The organism is Cellulomonas sp. P22 (genome assembly GCF_044392165.1).
On sequence record NZ_JBISBW010000007.1, the window covers coordinates 263108 to 281590 of the forward strand.

At 74.8% G+C, this 18483-nt stretch carries 16 protein-coding genes; 10 read left to right on the forward strand and 6 right to left on the reverse strand.

Annotation, left to right across the window (positions count from 1 at the left end):
- Positions 1 to 14: 14 nt before the first annotated feature.
- The 4 genes from ACGIF2_RS10190 (at position 15) to ACGIF2_RS10205 (ending at position 4771) form a co-directional block, all read left to right on the forward strand.
- Entirely contained in the window at positions 15 to 410 is a 396-nt protein-coding gene (locus ACGIF2_RS10190) for an ArsR/SmtB family transcription factor (RefSeq protein WP_396046170.1), read from the forward strand.
- A 32-nt stretch (positions 411 to 442) separates the two neighbouring features.
- Positions 443 to 937 carry a GNAT family N-acetyltransferase gene (locus ACGIF2_RS10195; protein WP_396046172.1) on the forward strand — a complete coding sequence of 165 codons (495 nt, stop codon included), beginning with the start codon at positions 443 to 445 and terminating at the stop codon, positions 935 to 937.
- 220 nt (positions 938 to 1157) lie between these two features.
- Positions 1158 to 3788, forward strand: coding sequence for a circularly permuted type 2 ATP-grasp protein (locus ACGIF2_RS10200; RefSeq protein WP_396046174.1), 2631 nt, complete (start codon positions 1158 to 1160; stop codon positions 3786 to 3788).
- Entirely contained in the window at positions 3785 to 4771 is a 987-nt protein-coding gene (locus tag ACGIF2_RS10205; protein WP_396046176.1) for a transglutaminase N-terminal domain-containing protein, read from the forward strand. Before ACGIF2_RS10200 ends, ACGIF2_RS10205 begins: the two co-directional genes overlap by 4 nt.
- 84 nt (positions 4772 to 4855) lie before the next feature.
- Here ACGIF2_RS10205 and ACGIF2_RS10210 read toward each other — a convergent pair whose 3' ends face one another.
- The 5 genes from ACGIF2_RS10210 to ACGIF2_RS10230 form a co-directional block, all read right to left on the reverse strand.
- A complete protein-coding gene (locus tag ACGIF2_RS10210; RefSeq protein ID WP_396046178.1) occupies positions 4856 to 5209 on the reverse strand; it encodes a hypothetical protein in 354 nt (117 codons plus the stop codon).
- A 741-nt stretch (positions 5210 to 5950) separates the two neighbouring features.
- Positions 5951 to 6520 carry a DinB family protein gene (locus ACGIF2_RS10215; RefSeq protein ID WP_396046180.1) on the reverse strand — a complete coding sequence of 190 codons (570 nt, stop codon included), beginning with the start codon at positions 6518 to 6520 and terminating at the stop codon, positions 5951 to 5953.
- Between the two features lie 373 nt (positions 6521 to 6893).
- On the reverse strand, positions 6894 to 8234 hold the full coding sequence (locus ACGIF2_RS10220; protein ID WP_396046182.1) for a GAF domain-containing protein: 1341 nt from the start codon (positions 8232 to 8234) through the stop codon (positions 6894 to 6896).
- Between the two features lie 196 nt (positions 8235 to 8430).
- A complete protein-coding gene (locus tag ACGIF2_RS10225) occupies positions 8431 to 10896 on the reverse strand; it encodes an HtaA domain-containing protein (RefSeq protein ID WP_396046184.1) in 2466 nt (821 codons plus the stop codon).
- A 149-nt stretch (positions 10897 to 11045) separates the two neighbouring features.
- On the reverse strand, positions 11046 to 11837 hold the full coding sequence (locus ACGIF2_RS10230; RefSeq protein WP_396046186.1) for a hypothetical protein: 792 nt from the start codon (positions 11835 to 11837) through the stop codon (positions 11046 to 11048).
- Between the two features lie 96 nt (positions 11838 to 11933).
- Here ACGIF2_RS10230 and ACGIF2_RS10235 point away from each other — a divergent pair, with 96 nt between their 5' ends.
- Genes ACGIF2_RS10235 through ACGIF2_RS10250 form a run of 4 tightly spaced genes read left to right on the forward strand, consistent with a single transcriptional unit; the run spans position 11934 to position 15578 of the window.
- Positions 11934 to 12992, forward strand: a complete 1059-nt coding sequence (locus ACGIF2_RS10235) for a hemin ABC transporter substrate-binding protein (RefSeq protein ID WP_396046188.1) — start codon at positions 11934 to 11936, stop codon at positions 12990 to 12992.
- The gene (locus ACGIF2_RS10240) at positions 12989 to 14086 is read left to right on the forward strand and encodes a FecCD family ABC transporter permease (RefSeq protein WP_396046190.1); all 1098 of its coding nucleotides are present in this window, start codon (positions 12989 to 12991) and stop codon (positions 14084 to 14086) included. Before ACGIF2_RS10235 ends, ACGIF2_RS10240 begins: the two co-directional genes overlap by 4 nt.
- Positions 14083 to 14913, forward strand: coding sequence for a heme ABC transporter ATP-binding protein (locus tag ACGIF2_RS10245; RefSeq protein WP_396046192.1), 831 nt, complete (start codon positions 14083 to 14085; stop codon positions 14911 to 14913). Before ACGIF2_RS10240 ends, ACGIF2_RS10245 begins: the two co-directional genes overlap by 4 nt.
- Positions 14914 to 14969: 56 nt before the next feature.
- Complete coding sequence (locus ACGIF2_RS10250; RefSeq protein ID WP_396046194.1) at positions 14970 to 15578, forward strand: TetR/AcrR family transcriptional regulator; 609 nt, start codon at positions 14970 to 14972, stop codon at positions 15576 to 15578.
- A gap of 14 nt (positions 15579 to 15592) precedes the next feature.
- On the opposite strand, the gene ACGIF2_RS10255 is transcribed toward ACGIF2_RS10250, so the two are convergent.
- Positions 15593 to 16126, reverse strand: a complete 534-nt coding sequence (locus ACGIF2_RS10255; protein ID WP_396046196.1) for a GNAT family N-acetyltransferase — start codon at positions 16124 to 16126, stop codon at positions 15593 to 15595.
- 146 nt (positions 16127 to 16272) lie between these two features.
- Between ACGIF2_RS10255 and ACGIF2_RS10260 the strand changes: the two genes are divergently transcribed.
- Together ACGIF2_RS10260 and ACGIF2_RS10265 are read left to right on the forward strand one after the other, a co-directional pair.
- Complete coding sequence (locus tag ACGIF2_RS10260; RefSeq protein WP_396046198.1) at positions 16273 to 16989, forward strand: heme oxygenase (biliverdin-producing); 717 nt, start codon at positions 16273 to 16275, stop codon at positions 16987 to 16989.
- Positions 16990 to 17055: 66 nt separating this feature from the next.
- Positions 17056 to 18450, forward strand: coding sequence for a diguanylate cyclase domain-containing protein (locus ACGIF2_RS10265; RefSeq protein WP_396046200.1), 1395 nt, complete (start codon positions 17056 to 17058; stop codon positions 18448 to 18450).
- Positions 18451 to 18483: the final 33 nt, after the last annotated feature.

Sequence of the window (18483 nt, forward strand, 5' to 3'; positions counted from 1 at the left end):
GGCATACTGGACCGATGACACCGACCGCCACCGCGCCGCGCGAGTCCACGACCAGCGCCGACGCCGCCTGCTGCGGCACGCCACCGCGCGCGTCGCTGTCCGCGTCCGACGCCACCGCCCTCGCGCGCACGCTCAAGGCCGTCGCCGACCCCGCACGGGTCCGTCTGCTGTCGCTCGTCGCGTCGCACGAGGGTGCGGAAGCGTGCGTGTGCGACCTCGTCGAACCGCTCGGGCTGAGCCAGCCCACCGTCTCCCACCACCTCAAGGTGCTGGTCGACGCGGGCCTGCTCACGCGCGACAAGCGTGGCGTGTGGGCCTACTACGCGCTCGTGCCCGGCGCCCTCGACGCGGTGGCCGACGCGATCGGCGCGCTGGGCGGGCGCGCACCCCACGGCGACGGCGACCGATGACCCACCCGTCGGCCGACGCGACCAGGAGCCGCGTGTCGACCGCGCCGCTCACCGCAGCGCACTGGCCCGCGGTCCGCGCCATCTTCGCCGACGGCATCGCGAGCGGTCACGCGACGTTCGAGACCGACCCCCCGACGTGGGAGACGTTCGACGCCGGGCGCCTGCCCGAGCACCGGTTCGTGGCGGTCGACACCGACGCGACGGTGCTGGGCTGGGTCACCGCCGCGGCCACGTCGAGCCGGTGCGCGTACACGGGCGTGGTCGAGCACTCGGTGTACGTCGCTGCCGCCGCACGCGGCCGCGGCGTCGGCCGGGTGCTGCTGGACGCGCTGCTCCGCTCGACCGAGGCCGCGGGGATCTGGACCGTGCAGGGCGGCATCTTCCCCGAGAACGCCGCGAGCCTCGCGCTGCACCGCGCTGCCGGGTTCCGCGTGGTCGGCACCCGCGAACGCATCGGCCGCATGTCCCACGGCCCGATGGCGGGCCACTGGCGCGACGTCCTCCTCGTCGAGCACCGCACCCCCTGACCCCACCCCACCCCACCCAGACGCCGAGATAGAGCCTGAGCGCCGAAGTAGTACCTCCCCCGGCTCTATCTCGACGCGCAGGCTCTATCTCGGCGGATCGGGGGTGGGGCGGGGGGGACACGGGGGGCGGCTGCGGGGAGTTGGTGGGACGGGGTCGCATGATGGGGGTGGGTACCGGCATGCTCGGACCGTCCGGGGTGGCGATCGGGAGGAGCGGCACGTGACCGACCTGCTCTCCTCGACGCGCGGACCGGGCGTGGACTCGGCCGAGCGGCGTCCGGACTGGTCGTGGCTGCCCGACGCCGCGGACGCGCCGACCGACGCCGACCTGGCACGGTTCCGCGAGCAGGCGGCGCGGCTGCTGGCCGACCACGGTGTGAGCCACGGCGCCGACGACACCGAGCACGGCCCGAGCGACTGGCACCTCGACCCGGTGCCGGTGATCGTGCACGAGCACGAGTGGGTCACGCTCGAGGCAGCCCTGGTGCAGCGTGCCGAGCTGCTCGACGCCGTGCTCGACGACCTCTACGGCCCCCGGCTGCTGCTGCGCGACACCCTGCTGCCGCCCGAGCTGGTGCTCGGCCACCCGGGCTTCCTGCGTGCGGTCCACGGCCTGCCGGCCCCCGGCCCCCGACGGCTCGTGCTCGGCGCGACGGACCTGAGCCGCGACCCGTCGGGCACCTGGACCTCGATGCTCGACCTGACCCAGGCGCCCGCGGGTGCCGGGTACGCGATGGAGGACCGCCGCGTGGTGGCCCGGGTCCTCGCGGGCGTCTACCGGCAGGCGCCGATCCAGCGCATCGGCCCGTTCTTCCACGCGCTGCGCCTGGCCCTCGCCGACGCCGCCCCCGCGGGCATCGAGGAGCCGCGTGTGGTGCTGCTGACCGCCGGCCCCTACAGCGACACGGCCTTCGACCAGGCGTACCTCGCGTCGATGCTCGGGCTGCCGATGGTCGAGGGCAGCGACCTGGTGGTGCGCGACGGGCGGGTGTGGGTGCAGGGCGTCGACGGGGAAGAGCAGGTGGACGTGGTGCTGCGCCGCATCGACGACGACCTGTGCGACCCGCTCGAGCTGCGCTCGGACTCGCGCCTGGGGGTGCCCGGCCTGGTGCGTGCGCTGCGGGCGGGGACCGTCGGTGTGGTCAACCCGCTGGGCTCGTCTGTGCTCGAGAACGCGGGGCTGCACGCGTACCTGCCCCGGCTGGCGCGCACGGTGCTGGGCGCCGAGCTGCGGCTGGGTTCGCCGACCACGTTCTGGTGCGGCGAGGAGTCGGCCCGCGCGCACGTGCTGGGCCGCCTCGACCGGCTGGTGCTGGCACGCACCACGCCTGAGCACCCGCCGGTGCTGGGGTGGACGCTCAGCCGCGCCGAGCGGGAGGTCCTGGCTGACAAGATCAGCGCCCACCCCGAGCTGTGGGTGGGTCAGGAGCCCGTGGGACCTGTCGACCCGAGCCTCGGATCGGCCCAGCTGCGCACCTTCTCGGTCGCGCACCGGGGCAGCTACCAGGTGATGCGCGGCGGGCTCGCCCGTCTCACCCCGGCTCCCGTCCAGCCCGACATCACCGGCACGCCGCGCGCCGTCGCCAAGGACGTCTGGGTCATCTCGTCCGAGCCCGACTCGACGCCCGACGCGTGGGTGCACGGCGACCCGCACACGCAGCGCATCCCGACGGGCCTGTCCGCTCGCACCGCCGAGAACCTGTTCTGGATGGGCCGCTACGCGGAGCGCGCCGAGGGGACCGTGCGGATGATCCGGGCCGCGGTGGACCGCTGGGAGGACTACCACCGCGCACCCCGGTCGCCGGGTGGCGGCGCCCTCGCGGTGCTGCTCGCGGCCCTCGACGCGCACGAGCCCCGCTCGTGGGCCGGTCGCGGACCCGGCCCGGCCCCCGTCGCCGACCGCCGCGACCCCGCGGCCCGCGAGCCCGGGAGCCACGACCCCGCCCCCGCGCCGAACCCCGACCTGCGCACGCTGCTGCTCGAACGCTGGCGCCCGGGGACGGTCGCCTGGTCGGTGCGCCGCCTCGCCGAGGCCTCGGCCGCCGTGCGCGACCAGCTCTCGCAGGACACCTGGCTCCCGCTCGCGAGCATGGAGCGCGCCCTGGCCGACGACGACGGCAGCGTCACCGGCGCGGGCAGCGTCACCGGCACCGGGCGGGCGTCCGCGCGCGGTGCCGGCACCGAGACCGCCGGGCTGCGTCCGGTGCTGGACCGCCTGCTCGAGGCGCTGCTCGCGGTCGCGGGCATCGGCGCCGAGAGCATGACGCTCGACACCGGCTGGTACTTCCTCGACGCGGGTCGCCGGCTCGAGCGCGCGCTCGACGTGGTGGACTCGCTCGACCGCACCCTCACCGTGCGCCGCACGGACGACGTGGACTCGCTCGTGGTCGAGTCGGTGCTGCTCGCGCACGAGTCGATCCTCACCTACCGCCGCCGCAACCAGTCGCGTGCGAGCGTCGCCACCGTGCTCGACCTGCTGCTGACCGACGTGACGAACCCCCGCTCGCTCGCGTTCCAGGTGGCGCGGCTCCGCGCCGACCTCGCCGCCGTCCCTGCCCCCAGCGAACCCGTCGACCAGCGCGACCGGCTGCTGCAGGACGTCGAGGACCTGCTCGCCGAGCTCGACACGACCGCCCTGGCCCTCGCCTCGGAGGACGGTCGCCGCGAGCGCATGGCCGACGCGCTCGAGTCTCTGCGCTGGCGGCTGCGCGCGGCGGGCGACGAGATCGGGCGGGTGCACCTGGCGCACCCCACCCCGAGCCGCGCGTTCGACGAGGAGTGGGGCTCGCGTGCCACGGACCACGAGGCCCCCGAGCCCGGCGACGACCTCCAGTCGGGGGGCACGTCATGAGCCCGGCGGCCACCACCACCACCGTCGACGCCCCGGCCGGGCGCACCTACGAGCTCGTGCACCGCACGACCTACGCGTACACCGACCCGGTGACTCGCTCGTACGGCCGCACGACGCTGACCCCGCGCGACCTGCCCGACCAGACCCTGCGGTCGTCGACCGTGACCGTGCACCCCCGCCCGACCGACACCGACGCGCACGTCGACTACTTCGGCAACCGGTCGACGTACTTCGCTGTCACGACCCCGCACCGCGAGCTGGTCGTCACGGCACGCTCGACCGTGCACGTATCGCGCGCGCAGGCGGACGTCGCGACGCTGCCGCAGGTCAGCTGGGAGGACACGGCCCGCGAGGTGCGGCGCGGCGCGGGGGCGGCGGACGGATCGGACGTGGTCGCGCTGCGCGAGGCGCTGCTGCCCTCACGCCACGTCGTGCCCTCGGCCGAGGTCCGCGCGTGGGCGGCGCCGACGTTCACGCCGGGGCGTCCGCTCGCGCAGGTGCTCGCCGAGCTCGCGCACCGCATCCGCACCGAGCTCACGTACCGGCCGGGATCGACCACCGTCGGCACGACCCAGGCCGAGGTGCTGGCCCAGCGCGCCGGGGTGTGCCAGGACTTCGCCCACCTCATGATCGCGGCGCTGCGCGGGCGCGGGCTGCCGGCGCGGTACGCGAGCGGCTACCTCGAGACGTTCCCCCCGCCCGGCCGACCGAAGGTGCGCGGCGCGGACGCGTCGCACGCGTGGGTCTCGGCGTGGGTGCCGGGGGCCGGCTGGGTCGACATCGACCCCACGAACGACGCCTTCGTCTCCGACCGGTACGTGGTGCTCGGGTGGGGCCGCGACTACGGCGACGTGCCGCCGCTGCGTGGCGTGATCTTCACCGACGCCTCGGGCTCGGAGCTCACCGTGTCGGTCGACCTCGCCTTGAGCGACCCGGGCGCCTCCGTCGACCCGGTCAGCCCGACCCCCGTCGACGCGTCCTGAGCTACTCGCACACAGGGTTGTCCACAGCCTCACCTGCGGAAAGACGCCAGCATCACAGGGCTGTGGACAGAACCTGTGGACAACTCAGCGTGTCCGACCGTGCGCTCGGGCCGCGAGCTCGGCCGGCCCCACCAGGAACCCTCCGTCGTCGACCACCGCCCCGCCGACCGCGGGCATGAGGGCCGCGACCGTGCGCGCGACCAGCGGGGCGATCCGGCCCCGGGCGATCACGTGCGGCGTCGACGGCTGCTCGGCCAGCAGCTCGTCGGGCTCCGGGGGCTCCCATCGCACCGCGTACGCGAACGGACCGTGGTCGCGCCAGCTCATCCGTTCGAGCACAGTGGCCACGCGTGCGGGCCGGGAGAACGTGAGCCGCACGTCGCCGTCGTACTCGAAGCGCGCGACCAGCTCGTAGGGGGCGACGACCGACCCGGGCACCGTGGGGGGGTGTGACGCTCACGCGCGCGCCGGGCAGCCGCGGCCGCACGAGCCGGACGAGCGCGTCGAGGGGCAGCGCCACCGCCGACCACAGCGTCAGGTCCACCGCGGCCCGCGGGTCGAAGGTGCAGGTCAGCGACCTGTCGGCGGGCACGATCACGCCTCCCGCGTGCCGCGCGGCGGCCACCGCCCACCCGCCCGGGTCCACGGCCGACACGCCGGCCGGGTCGTCCACGACGATCCCGTACGCGTCGAGGGTGCGCGGCACCTGGCACCCCGCACCGGCGGCCGAGGCGGGGACGTCGAGCGGGTACGGCCCCCGCAGGGTCGCCCCGGGGGCGCCGGGGGCCAGGCGCAGCACGCCGGGCTCCGCGGTCGCCTCGGTCGTGACGCCCCGGAACCGCGCGCCGGCTGCGGGGCGCGCGAGCGACCGGACCTGCGCCGCGGTGACCGGCGCGTGCTCCCAGCGGGCCTGCGGGAACCATGCGCCCGCGAGCGCGAGCACGTCGGTGTCGCGCGGGAGACCGAGCACCGGGATCCCGGCGAGGTCCGACGGAAGCTGAGCGGGGTCCGCTGTCATGCGCGGACGCTATGCGCGGGATGCTGCCGGGACGTTTCCGCGACGTGAGGATCGTGGACCGTCTGTCGTCGTCCACCGCTGCGTCCACAGGCCGGTGCGCGTGGGAGTCACGCTGTGCACACAGGTGTGGACAACACCTGTGGACAACGTGTGCCGGGCCGTCAGCCCCGGATGTCGTGCAGGTGGTGCACCACGTCGTGCAGGAAGTACTGCCCCAGGGTCGCGACGGTGAACACCGAGCCGTTCGAGCGGCGGCCCGCACGGTCCCACTGGTCGTCGCGCACCGACTCCAGACGTTCGGCGAACACGTCGGCCGCGTGCGCGATCTCGTCCGCGACCACACCCGGGTCCTGCAGGTCGTAGCGTTCCTCGACCGCCGTCGCGTCCTGGTCCCAGTTGGCGAACTGCGGGTCGTCCTCCGCGAGCATCCGCCGCAGCCGCTCGTCGAAGATCCGGTGGACGTCGCGCACGTGGGCGCCGTACTCGAGCACCGACCACGTCGTGGGGGCCGGACGCACCCGGGCCCCGGGGCGGTGCAGCGCGGCGACCCACCGCGGCACGAGGTCGCGCACGGTGCCCGCGAGCGCGGTCGGGGCGACATCGGTCGGCGCGAACCCGCACTCGGAGCAGCCTCCGTCGATCACCAGCGTCCAGTCCTTCACGTCCGGGACGATCGGCGGCGCGGCGGGGGCCTTCGAGGAACCGGACTTCTGGGGCGCGGAGGGCGTCATGCGTTGCACCCTAACGTCGGTGCCGCGGCCCGGCGAGGGTGCGACCACGACCGATCCCGAGACGGATCCGATGCGCCGGGACGCACGAGGTCCGGTGCGCGCGCGACGCACCGGACCTCGCCTCCCACGGTGGCCCGGCCTGACCCTCGACGGCCCGGTCGGGGTGCCGCACGTCTCCCCCCGGGCGTGCGGCACCCCTCGCGGTCCAGCCAGGGATGTGCTCCCCGACCGGAGTCGGAGACCCTCGCGAGCTGGACCTCCGCGGCGGGTCAAGCCGGTGAGAGCACGCTAAGCGGGGCAACGTTGCACCCGGGTTGCACTTTCCGACCAGTTTGACGGGAATTGTGAAGCGCTTCGACGCTGGTCCGGGACCTCATCGCCGGAGGTGGCGCGCCGCCCGCGGTGCGAGCTCGCGCGAGAGCAGGTCGAGGCGGCCGTGCGCCCGCACCCACCGCGGCGACCCCTTCACCGACAGCCGGGCGAGGCGTTCCCACGCCTGCCAGTCCTCCGCACCCTCGTCGAGGGCCACCCACTGCTCGACGACCTGCGCGTCCTGCGTGGCGAGCACCGACGCCCGCAGCTCGGCGCTCAGCTCGGCCCGCAGGCGCTCGACACCCGGCGCCCGCGAGCGCGCCAGCAGCGGCCCGGGGTAGCTCGCGAGCGCACCCCGCACATCACCCTCGGCCAGCGCCGTGCGGACCGCGTCGGCATCGGTGTAGACCGGCACGGCCAACCGGTACGGCCGTGACCCGCCCAGCAGCGGGCCGACGACGCGTCGCAGCCGCCAGACCTCAGCACGCACCGTGACGTCGCTCAGATGGTCGGGGTGCAGCAGCACAGCGAGCTCCTCGCTGCTCAGCCCCCGCGGGTTCGCCGCGAGCAGCAGCAGCAGCTCGGCGTGGCGCAGGCTCAGGCTCCGGGTCTCACCCGAGTCGGGTCCGTGCAGCACGCCCGCGTCGGGCCCCAGCACGTCCAGCCGGGCCGTGCCGGGCACGCGCGGCCCGATCCCCGACCGCGGGTTGCGCTCGTCGGCCCCGATCCGGGTCGCTCCCGTCGCCGCAGCGAGCTCGAGCTCGACCGCCATCGCGGTGGCGCGCACGAGCGAGAGCATCAGCCCCGACGCGACGTCGTCACCCCCTGTCACGTCGAGCACCCCGAGCACCCGCCGCGTGGCCAGGTCACGCACCGGCACCGCCGAACAGCTCCACGGCTGGACCGCCCGGGTGAAGTGCTCGGCCTGGAACACCTGCACCGCGCGCCGCGTGGCGATCGCCGTGCCGGGGGCGTTGGTCCCCGCGTACTCCTCGCTCCAGGTCGCACCCTCGGCGAAACCGACCCGGTCGACAGCCCTGCGCACCTTCCCGTCGCCCTCGACCCACAGCAGCCGCCCGACGTCGTCCGTCAGCGCCGCGACGATGCCGTCACCCACCGCGCCGTCCACCAGCAGCCGGCGCACAGCCGGCATCGCGGCGGCGAGCGGATGCTCACGCCGGTAGATGGCGAGCTCGCCGGTCGACAGGTCGACGGGGGCGACAGGCTGCTCGGGGTCGACCCCGTTGCGCGCGCTGCGCCGCCACGAGCTCGCCACGAGCGGCCGCACGTCGTCCGCGAGCGTCCCGGTCGTCACGAAGGTCTCGTGCGCCGAGCGCAGGCTCGCGGCGAGCGCGGCGGGGTCGGCACCGGGAGGTACGGCAGGTGCTTCGTGCCGGCGCATCGAACCCCCTTCCCGACGTCGACGCGAGCGACAGTCGTCGAGCGTCGTCACAGTCCGGATCTGGCACCAATTGTCAGAAGATATCCCGCTTGCGTCGATCCGCCGCCACGACATCCCGCGGGCAGGACGCCCGACGGGGCGCTGACCGGCCCAGATGTCGGGTGGTCAGCGCCCCGTCGGGTGCGCGGTGCTCAGGTCAGGCGCGGTCGTCCACCCGGATCGCGGCGCGGACGACGCGGGCCCGATGCCGTGCGACGAGCACGAGGCCCGCCCCGAGCGCCACGAGCAGCAGCGCGTAGGTCAGCGCGTCCAGGTCGCCGCCGGTGCTGGCCAGGACCCCGCTCTTGCCGTACTTGGCGAGCGCGGCACCCGAGGCCGACGTGCAGTCGGTCTCGGCGCCCAGCGGCAGGGTGAAGGACACCGGGTCGAACGCGGTGCCCGCCGAGTAGAAGCCCTCGAAGGCGGGAGCGGCCGCGGCGGTGAGCGTCGCGGGGACACCCGTCCACGAGACCTTGCCCGCGCTCGCCGACGAGGTGCCGTCACCCAGGCGGAGCGTCGCGACGGCGATGCCGCCGTAGGTCTTCTCCGCGGTGCGGACGTCCGCCACGAGGGTCGCGGACGTGGAGCTGTTGACCTGGACCCGCGGGTTCGAGATCGTCACGTCGAGCACGCCGCCGTGCGCGGTGAACTGCACCGAGCCGGCGAACGCGGCACGGCCCACGGCGTCGGTCCTGTTGAACGTCCCGGTGCCGCCGCTCCACGTCCACGGACCCGAGCCCGAGACGTTCGACGTGGCGATCGCACCCTGGCCGATCGAACCGGTGACGTAGCTGCGGAACGCGTCCTTGACACCCCACGTCAGGGTCGCACCCGAGACGGCGCGCGCGACGCACACCGGCAGCGCGGCCTCGACGGTGACCGGGAAGGAGACCTCGGTACCGTCGGCGGCCACGACCACCAGGTGGTGGCTGCCCGCGGGCGTTCCCGCCGGGATCGTCACGACGAGCCGCACGGTGCCCGACGCGTCGGCGGTCAGGCCCGACGCGAGGACCACCGGGTCGGACCGCAGCTCGAGCCGGATGCCCGTCTGGTGCGGCGCGAAGCCCGTGGCCACGATCGTGACCTCAGTGCCGGCCGTGATCGTGCCGTTCGACCCGGCGCCCTGGACCGAGACCGCAGGGGCCCCGCCCACCGACGGCAGCGTGGGGGCGGGCGTCGAGGTCGCCGCCGCGAACGTGATCGGGCCCGACACCGCGTCGAGGCTCCGCTCGGTCGCCGAGCAGCCGTGCGCGCAGAAGACCGCGGCGACGTACGTCGAGCCGGCCTTCGCCGTCCCGGCCTTGATCGTCAGCGTGGTCGTGAACGAGCCGTCGACGGCGATGCGTGCGGTCGGGACGTAGCCCGAGGCCGCCCAGCCGTCCTGCGCGGGCGTGGTCCCGGGCGTCCACGTGCCCGACGCGCCGATGTTGACGTACACGCCCTGGTGGGCGAGCGCCCCGGCGAACCCGGTGCCGCTCACAGTGATCTTCTGGTCGACCGACGGGTCCAGGCCCGTGGCGGGCGAGACGGTCAGCGCGGGTGCGGGCACCGGTGCGGGCGTCGACGGCTCGGGGCTCACGGGCGTGGCCGTGAACGTCACCGGCACGAACAGCTCCTGGGCGGCGTTCTTCGTGCCGCCGGCCGCGTAGGTGAACACGCCCACCGAGCCGCCGTCGAGGGCGGTCGGGGCGGTGACCGTCAGGCGGGCGGTGAAGGTGCCGTCATCAGCCAGCTCGACCCACTGCGCGCGGATCGCCGACTGGTACTGGGCGGGGACCTGGTCCACGACCGAGGAGGGCAGCACCCAGCCCTGGCTCGCGACCTTGCGGGCCGCGGAGGTGGCCCCCTCGGACGGCTTCCACACCGCGGCGGCGGTGCCGAACACGACGTAGGTGCCCTGCGAGAGCGTCTGGGGGATCGGGACGCCGTAGCCGCCGACGTTGGCGGCCGGGTCGAACCCGCTGCCCTTGACGACGATGGTGTCGCCCGCACGCACCGCGGTGCTGCCCAGCGGCGTGGTGCCGTCGGCCGCGTGCACCGAGATCGCCGGCGTCCACGTGGTGGGCTCCGGGCTCGCCGTCGCGGTGGGCGTGGGGCTCGGCGCCGGCTCGGCAGTCTGCGTCGGCGTGGGCGTCGGCGTGGGCGTCGGCGTGGGCGTCGGCGTGGGCGTCGGCGTGGGCGTCGGGGTCGGGGTCGCCGCGTAGGCGACCGGGACGGTCACGTTCTGCGTCAGGTCGGGCCCGGTACCCAGCCCGTGCGCCTTGGAGGCGTACACGGTGAACCCGGCCTCGGTCGGGGCCGGTGCGGTGAGCGTCAGCGTGAACGTGCCGTCCTCCGTGAACGGCGCGGCGGAGGCGCTCGCGACCTTCCCCTGCGCGACCCACACCGTGGCGTCGGTCGAGATGCCCGCGTCGTAGAAGCTCGCGGCGCCCGTGGCGCCGATGCCGACGTAGACGCCCGTGGTGTCGACCGTGAAGCCCTCACCGGTCACGGTGACCGTGCCGCCGCCCTCGGGGGCCGTCGTGACCGTGAGCGAGGGGCCGGTCGCGGCACCGGCCGAGCCGGCCAGCCCGACGACGGCCGTGGTCGCCGCGATCGCTGCCGCGGTCAGGGCGGCGAGCACTCTCCCGGCACGTCGGGTCCTGGGGTGTCCTGTCAGCACAGGAGAGCTCCTTCGGTGGGTGCGCGGCGTCGTGCCGGCGCGAGGGCGGACGGGGCAGGGCGTGACGTGCGGCCGACGCGGCGGGCCGCGTCGGGTCGGTGGCCGACGGGTCAGTCAGCGGCGCGATCAGGGGTGGAGGCGGTGGACGCGTCGGGGGCCACGGCAGCGGTCGCCGCGCGTCGACGTCGCACCGAGACGGTCGCTGCCGCGGCGACGAGCAGGACCACGACGGCCCCGACCGCGAGCGCGGTGCCGGCGCCCGTCGATCCGTCGTCCTCGGCGACGACGGGTGCGGCGTCGGCCGTGTCGTCGGCCGGCGCGGTCTGGGTGTGGGTGGCGGCGTCGGCGCCCTCGGTCGTCGTGGTGACCTCGGGCTCGGGCGTGGCCGCGGACGTCGTACCGAGGGGGGCGAACGAGACGGGGACCAGCACGTCTCCCGTGCGGTCGTCGGCGCGGGTGTGGTCGTAGCGGACGGCGACGGCGCAGGCGACCTCGCGGCAGTCGACCCCCGTCACGGGGTCCTCGCTGGTCGCCGGGAGCTGGACCTCGAACGTGCCGCCGGGGCCGAACGCGGTCGGCAGGCCCGCGGCGTAGCTGGGCGGGTTGGACGAGATCCAGGCCGAGCCGCCGAGCGAGCCGTCCATGTCGACCCCGCCGAGGCAGGGCGTGGGGGTCTGCCCGGGGCCGTTGTCGACGCAGATGGCGACGTAGACGCCCTTGCTCTCGTCGAAGCCGCTGCCGGTCACGGTGAGGACCTGCCCGGAGACGAGGTCCTCGGTCTGCGAGACGACGACCTCGCCCGTCGGCGCGGCCTGCGCGACCCCGGCGAGGGCGACGACGCCGCCCACGGTGAGGCTCGCGACGGCGACCAGCCGGTTCCTGAGTTCGAGACGACGTTCCACGGGCCGGACAGTACTACGACTTAGGGTTGCCTTCCTAATGTTAGCCTTACCTCCGGTTGGCGGGGTCGTCGACCCCCTTTCACCAGGAGAGAGACCATGAGCGCCGCGCGATCCGCACGCCGTCGCCCGCGCGCGGGCACGCTCGCCACCGTCGGTGCGGCGCTCGTCGTCGCGCTCCTGGCGGCGTGCAGCGCCGCGACCGCCGGGGTCCCTGAGCGCTCGTCCGGCTCGTCACCCACGGGCCCCACGACCGCCGTCGTGGCGGACGAGAGCATCCACCCGATCGCGACCGACCCCGCACCGCAGCTGCCCGTCACGGTGCGCTCGTACGACGGGGTCGACGTCACGATCACCGACGCGAGCCGCATCATCGCGGTCGACCTGTACGGCACCCTCGGCGAGATCGTGTACACGCTCGGACTGGGCGACGACGTCGTCGGACGTGACCGCGCCACGGGCTTCGCCGAGGCCGCCGACGTGCCGCTCGTGTCCGCCGCGGGCCACGACCTCAACGCGGAGTCGATCCTCGCGCTCGACCCGACTGTGATCCTCACCGACACCTCGATCGGGCCGCCCGAGGTCCAGGCCCAGCTGCGCGCCGCGGGCATCCCGGTCGTCTTCTTCGACCCCGCCCGCACCCTCGAGGGCATCGCGGGGCACATCACGGCCGTCGCCGAGGCCCTCGGGGTCCCCGCCGAGGGCGCGGCCCTCGTCGAACGCGTCGAGGCCGAGATCGCGGAGGCCCTCGCGCTCGCCCTCACCGACGGCGAGCCCCTGCGCATCGCGTTCCTGTACCTGCGTGGCACCGCCGGCGTCTACCTGCTCGGGGGGCCCGGCTCGGGCGCCGACTCGATGATCGAGGCGATCGGGGCGGTCGACGTGGGCACCGACATCGGTCTGACCCGCTCGTTCGTGACCCTCACGAGCGAGGCCCTCGTCGCCGCGGCACCCGACGTGATCCTCATGCTCTCCGAGGGGCTCGAGTCGATCGGCGGCGTGGACGGGCTGCTCGGCATCACCGGGGTCGCGCAGACGCCCGCCGGCGCGGCGCACCGCGTGGTCGACATGGACGACACAGTGCTGCTCAGCTTCGGCCCCCGCACCGGTGCGACGCTGCTCGCGCTCGCCGAGGCCGTGCACGGGACCGCTCGATGACGACCCAGGTCGCTGCTCCCCCGGTCCGACGCGGGTCCGAGCCCGGTCCGGCCCCCCACGCCCGACGTCGCGGCCGGGTGCTGCTCGTCGGGCTCGCGCTGGTCGTGCTGTGCGTCGCTGTGGTCTCGGCGGGCGTGGGCCAGGTGCGCATCCCCCCGGCCGAGGTGCTCGGCTCGCTGCTGCACCGGGTCGGTCTCGACCTCGGTCCGCTGCCCAGCCACCCGCAGGGCGACAACACGCTGTGGCTCGTGCGCTTCCCGCGCATCACGCTGGCCCTGCTGGTCGGCGCGGCGCTCGGCACCGCCGGGGCGCTCATGCAGGGCGTGTTCGCGAACCCGCTCGCCGAACCCGGCGTGATCGGCGTCTCGTCGGGCGCGGCGGTGGGCGCGTGCGCGGTGATCGTCTTCGGTGGCGCGCTGACCGCGGGCCCGTGGGTGGCCGTCGCGGCGTTCGTCGGCGGCCTCGTGACCACGTTCGCTGTGTACGCCCTGTCGCGGGCCGGTGGCCGCACCGAGGTCGTCACGCTCGTGCTGACGGGCGTCGCGATCAACGCCTTCGCGGGCGGCCTGCTCGCGTTCTTCACGTTCATCGCGTCGCCGGCCGCACGCGAGCAGATCGTGTTCTGGCAGCTCGGTTCGCTCAACGGGGCGTCGTGGGCGTCGGTCGCGATCGTGGCACCGCTGGTGGCCGTAGGCATCGCCGTGGCGCTGGCCCTGTCGCGGCGGCTCGACCTGCTCGCGCTCGGCGAGCGCGCGGCACGGCACCTGGGTGTGCACGTCGAACGGCTCCGGCAGGGCGTGATCGTGCTCGTCGCGGTGCTCGTCGCCTCGGGCGTCGCGTTCACCGGCATCATCGCGTTCGTGGGTCTCGTGGTCCCGCACCTGGTCCGCATCGTCGCGGGTCCCGGTCACCGGGTGCTCGTGCCCGGATCGGCCCTGGGCGGGGCGCTCGTGCTGGTCGTGGCCGATCTCGTCGCCCGCACGGCGATCGCCAACGCCGACCTCCCGCTCGGCATGCTGACCTCGCTGGTCGGTGGTCCGTTCTTCTTCTGGCTGCTGCGGCGCACCCGGTCCACGCAGGGCGGCTGGGCGTGAGCCGGCCCACCTGGTGGCCGCGCGGCGGTCCGCGGCTGCCCGTGCCGAGCGCCCCGGGGGACGTGGTCGCGCAGGTCCGCGGCGCCCACCTGACGCGGGGTGGCACCGAGGTGCTGCGCGGCGTCGACCTCGAGGTGCGGGCGGGCGAGGTGCGTGCTCTGCTGGGCCCCAACGGCGCGGGCAAGTCCTCGCTCCTGGGGGTCCTCACGGGTGACCTGCCCGTCACCGCGGGCACCGTCGCGCTCGACGGGCACGAGCTCGGGCACTGGACCACGACCGAGCTCGCGCTGCGTCGTGCTGTGCTGCTGCAGAGCGTGAGCGTCTCGTTCCCGTTCACGGTGGCCGAGGTCGTGCGGATGGGCCGCTCGCCGTGGCGCGGCACCCCGTTCGAGGACGAGGACGACGACGCGGTCACCGAGGGCCTCGCTGCAGCCGACGTGACCCACCTGGCGGGGCGCCTCTTCACCGAGCTGTCGGGCGGCGAGCGGGCGCGGGCGGCGCTGGCCCGGGTGCTCGCGCAGCGTGCCGGGGTGCTGCTGCTCGACGAGCCGACCGCGGCGCTCGACCTGCGGCACCAGGAGCTCGTGCTGCAGCTGGCCCGCCGCCGGGCGCAGGACGGCGGCGCCGTCGTGGTCGTGGTGCACGACCTCGGGCTCGCCGCGGCGTACGCGGACCGGGTCACGGTGCTCTCGGGCGGGCGCGTCGTGGCCGACGGGACGCCCGGCGACGCCCTGACCCCCGAGCTGCTCAGCGGGGTCTACGAGTACCCCGTGGACGTCTTCGCGCACCCGAGCACCGGTCGGCAGGTCATCCTCCCGGTGAGGTGACCGGCGCGCGGTACCGGGTGGTCCGACGTCCTGACAGACGGTGGGAGAATGTCAGCATGCCCAAGATCATCGGTGGCTCCTTGCACGAGCACCGCGAGCAGACGCGTCAGAAGCTCTTCGCGGCGCTGTCCTCGCTCATGGAGGAGCGCGGCTTCGACGCGATCACCCTCGCCGACATCGCCGCCGCGGCCGGCGTCGGCCGCACCGCCGTCTACAACCACTTCGCCGACAAGGAGTCGCTGCTCGTCGGCTTCATCACGGACGAGACCGAGCAGTACGTCGCGACGCTCGAGCGTTCGCTCGAGGACGTCGAGGACCCGACCGAGCAGCTCCGGGCCTACGTCCGCGCCCAGGCGCAGCTCAAGCGGATCTACCACCTGGCCCCGGGTCCCGACCTGCGCTCGGTGCTCTCGCGGGCCACGCAGCAGCGGGTGCGCGAGCACGTGGTGCTGGTCGAGCAGATCCTGCGCCGCATCCTGCACGCGGGGATCGCGTCCGGCGACTTCCCCGAGCAGGACATCGACACCACAGTGCCCCTCGTCAACGCGTGCCTGTCGAGCCGCGGCGTGCCCGAGGAGGACGGCCCCGCGCGCGACCGTGCGATCGAGTCGACCGTCACGTTCGTGCTGCGAGCCGTCGGCGCTCAGGACACCGTCGCCGCCTGAGCGTCGCGCGCGGGTCACAGCCCGGAGATGCCGGACTCCCAGAAGTATGCGGGCAGCTCGAGGCGACCCCGGTCGTGCTCGTCGTATTGCGGCAGCGGGAGCACCATGAACTGGTCGGGCGGGATCCGGTCGGACGGGGCGGTGATCCCGAGGTCTGCGCCGGCCCGGAAGCCGAACCGCTGGTAGTAGGCGGCGTCGCCGCGCGCCACGAGCACCGACTCGACGCCCTCCTCGGCCCTGCGGACCGCGGTGCGGAGCAAGGCCGAGCCGAAGCCCTGGCCGCGCGCGTCGGGCAGCACGCCCACCTCGGCGAGGACGAGCGCCTCGAGGGGGCCGCGCTCGGTGTGCAGCGGAGCCTTGCTGATGAGGATGTTCCCGACGAGCTCGTTGCGGACCTCGGCCACGAGGGAGAGGTGCGCGACCCACTCGGGCGACTCGTGGATCCGGTCGACGAGCACGGCGAAGTTCGGGTCGGAGTCCTCGAAGGCGACCCGGACGAGCTCCCGTACCGCGGGCCACTCGTCGGCGTGCTGCTGGCGGATGCGCATGACCACTCCCCCACGATGCTCGCTCCCCCGGCGGCGCGCCAACGGTCCCTCCGAGGGCGGAGAGGCGTGGCGCGCCGCGGTCCTCGTCCGTGAGACGGATGTAGGCAAGCCTTACCTTGCTCGGCTACAGTTCGTGACGGAGTGTCATGACGACGTGTCAGATCGCCCGTGCCGAGGAGACCGCTGTGACCATCACGATCGCCCGACCCGCCGCGGAGCACGACGCCGCCCGGACCCCGCTGTCGACGCTCCTGCGCGAGGGCACGCGACCCGAGCACGAGGCCGCCGAGTCGATGGGCTTCGTCGAGCAGCTCATGGCCGGGCGCCTCGACCGGGCCGCCTACACCGACCTCGCGGCCCAGCAGCACGCGATCTACACGGCGCTCGAGGCCGCGAGCGCGCAGATCCGCACCGATCCCGTGGGCACCTCCCTCGTGTTCGACGAGCTCACACGCGTCCCCTCGATCGAGGCCGACCTCGAGTTCCTCGTCGGACCGGACTGGGCCACCGAGATCCGCACCCTGCCCGCGACCGAGCGGTACGCGGCCCGCATCGCCGAGACAGGAACCTCCGTGAGCCTGTACGTCGCGCACGCCTACACGCGCTACCTCGGCGACCTCTCGGGCGGCCAGATCATCCAGCGGATGCTCGAGCGCCACTACGGCTTCGGCGCCGAGGGCGTGAGCTTCTACCACTTCGCCGAGATCCCCAAGGTGAAGCCCTTCAAGGACACGTACCGCGAGCGCCTCGACGCGCTCGACCTCGACGACGACGCCCGCGCCCAGGCCGTGACCGAGGCCAGGGCCGCCTTCGAGCACAACCGCGCCATGTTCGCCGAGCTGGGCGCGGTCCACGTGCGCTGACCCGGCGCACCGCCGATGAGGTGACACCGCTCTTGCGCACACGGCTGAGTGGCGGATGATGTCGTCGTGACCAGCACACAGGCGCGCGCCCTCGGAGCCCCCACGGGCGCCCCGTCGCTGGGTGGTGTGCGGGGCCTCGCCCTCGCTGCGCACCGGCTCGACCGGTGCCGCAACCTCGCGGAGGTCACCGATTCGGGCGCCCAGCTCGCCCGGCAGATCCTCGACGCACGCTCGGTCGCGATCTGCCGGATCGAGCAGGAGACGTGCCGGGTGCTCGCGACCGAGCCTGCGCCGAACGGCACCCGCGAGAGCCTGCTCGCGACGTCCTCGTTCCGCGCCGCCGACCGGCCCGCGCTGCGCACGCTCCTGCGCGACCGCACCAGCTGGGTCGCGCACGCCCCCGGGCTCGCCCCCGACGCCGACCCGGGCGACGCGGTCGAGAGCGCCGCGCTCGAGACGATGGGCAACGTGTCAGGCCTCGCCGCGCCCGTGGTCGTCAACGGCAGCGTGTGGGGCCAGCTCTACGCCGCGCGCGGTGCCGGGCAGGAGCTCTTCGGGATCGACGACGTCGCCGCAGCCGAGGTCGTCGCGGCCCTCGTCGCCGGCGCTGTGGCCCGTGTCGACCTCGAGGACCAGGTGCGCCACCTCGTCGCCGACGACCCGCTCACCGGGCTCGGGAACCGCCGCGTCGCCGACCACGCCGCCGAGCAGGCCCTCGAGGCCGACGGTGAGACCTGCGTCGTGATGTGCGACGTCGACGGGCTCAAGCGCGTCAACGACGAGTTCGGCCACCACGCCGGGGACGACCTGCTGCGCGCCTGCGCGGACGTGCTGCGCCAGGTCCACGACCAGCTGCCCGGCTCGACCGCTGCCCGCCTGGGCGGCGACGAGTTCTGCCTCGTGACCGTCGGGCAGTCCCGCGCCACCGTGAGCCAGACCGTGGCCCGCACCCTCGCGGCGTACCCGCTGCCGCACGGCTCGGCCATCTCGTGGGGCATCGCCTCGACCGCCGACGCGCGCGTCGAGGCCCCCCGGGCTCTGTTCCGGCGCGCCGACGCGGCGCAGTACCAGGCCAAGCGCAACCGGGCCCGCGTGAACCAGGCTCGCGAACGGCGCAACGCCGAGTCGGCCGTGACCGTCGACCGGCTCATCACCGCCGTCGTGGCGGCCGTCCTCGCCGCGCAGACCGGCGAGGTCACCCGGCTGTGCGCCCTCGCCGCCGCCGCGACCGCCGCCCTGGGCGGCTCGACGTGGACCGTGCTCGGCGACGCGGACGGCGTGCCCGTGGCCGTCGCCCGCGGCGGCACCCCGTCGGACGACACGACCGGGGTGCGCACCCTGAGCGTCGAGCACGCGCCCTGGGTCGTGCGGGTCGAGACGACTGCGCCCGACGACGCGACCGAGGCGCTGACCGACGCCCTGCAGGCCCTGATCGACGTGGCCATCCAGGGCGCGCGCTGACCGCGACCCGCTGACGTCGGCGGGGCCGACGTC

Excerpts from the sequence above, each read along its gene's own strand:
- ACGIF2_RS10250 (WP_396046194.1), top strand. The coding sequence starts at position 14,970 with ATGCCCAAGATCATCGGTGGCTCCTTGCACGAGCACCGCGAGCAGACG.
- ACGIF2_RS10255 (WP_396046196.1), bottom strand. The coding sequence starts at position 16,126 with ATGCGCATCCGCCAGCAGCACGCCGACGAGTGGCCCGCGGTACGGGAG.
- ACGIF2_RS10220 (WP_396046182.1), bottom strand. The coding sequence starts at position 8,234 with ATGCGCCGGCACGAAGCACCTGCCGTACCTCCCGGTGCCGACCCCGCC.
- ACGIF2_RS10235 (WP_396046188.1), top strand. The coding sequence starts at position 11,934 with ATGAGCGCCGCGCGATCCGCACGCCGTCGCCCGCGCGCGGGCACGCTC.
- ACGIF2_RS10240 (WP_396046190.1), top strand. The coding sequence starts at position 12,989 with ATGACGACCCAGGTCGCTGCTCCCCCGGTCCGACGCGGGTCCGAGCCC.
- ACGIF2_RS10205 (WP_396046176.1), top strand. The coding sequence starts at position 3,785 with ATGAGCCCGGCGGCCACCACCACCACCGTCGACGCCCCGGCCGGGCGC.
- ACGIF2_RS10190 (WP_396046170.1), top strand. The coding sequence starts at position 15 with ATGACACCGACCGCCACCGCGCCGCGCGAGTCCACGACCAGCGCCGAC.
- ACGIF2_RS10215 (WP_396046180.1), bottom strand. The coding sequence starts at position 6,520 with ATGACGCCCTCCGCGCCCCAGAAGTCCGGTTCCTCGAAGGCCCCCGCC.
- ACGIF2_RS10260 (WP_396046198.1), top strand. The coding sequence starts at position 16,273 with ATGACGACGTGTCAGATCGCCCGTGCCGAGGAGACCGCTGTGACCATC.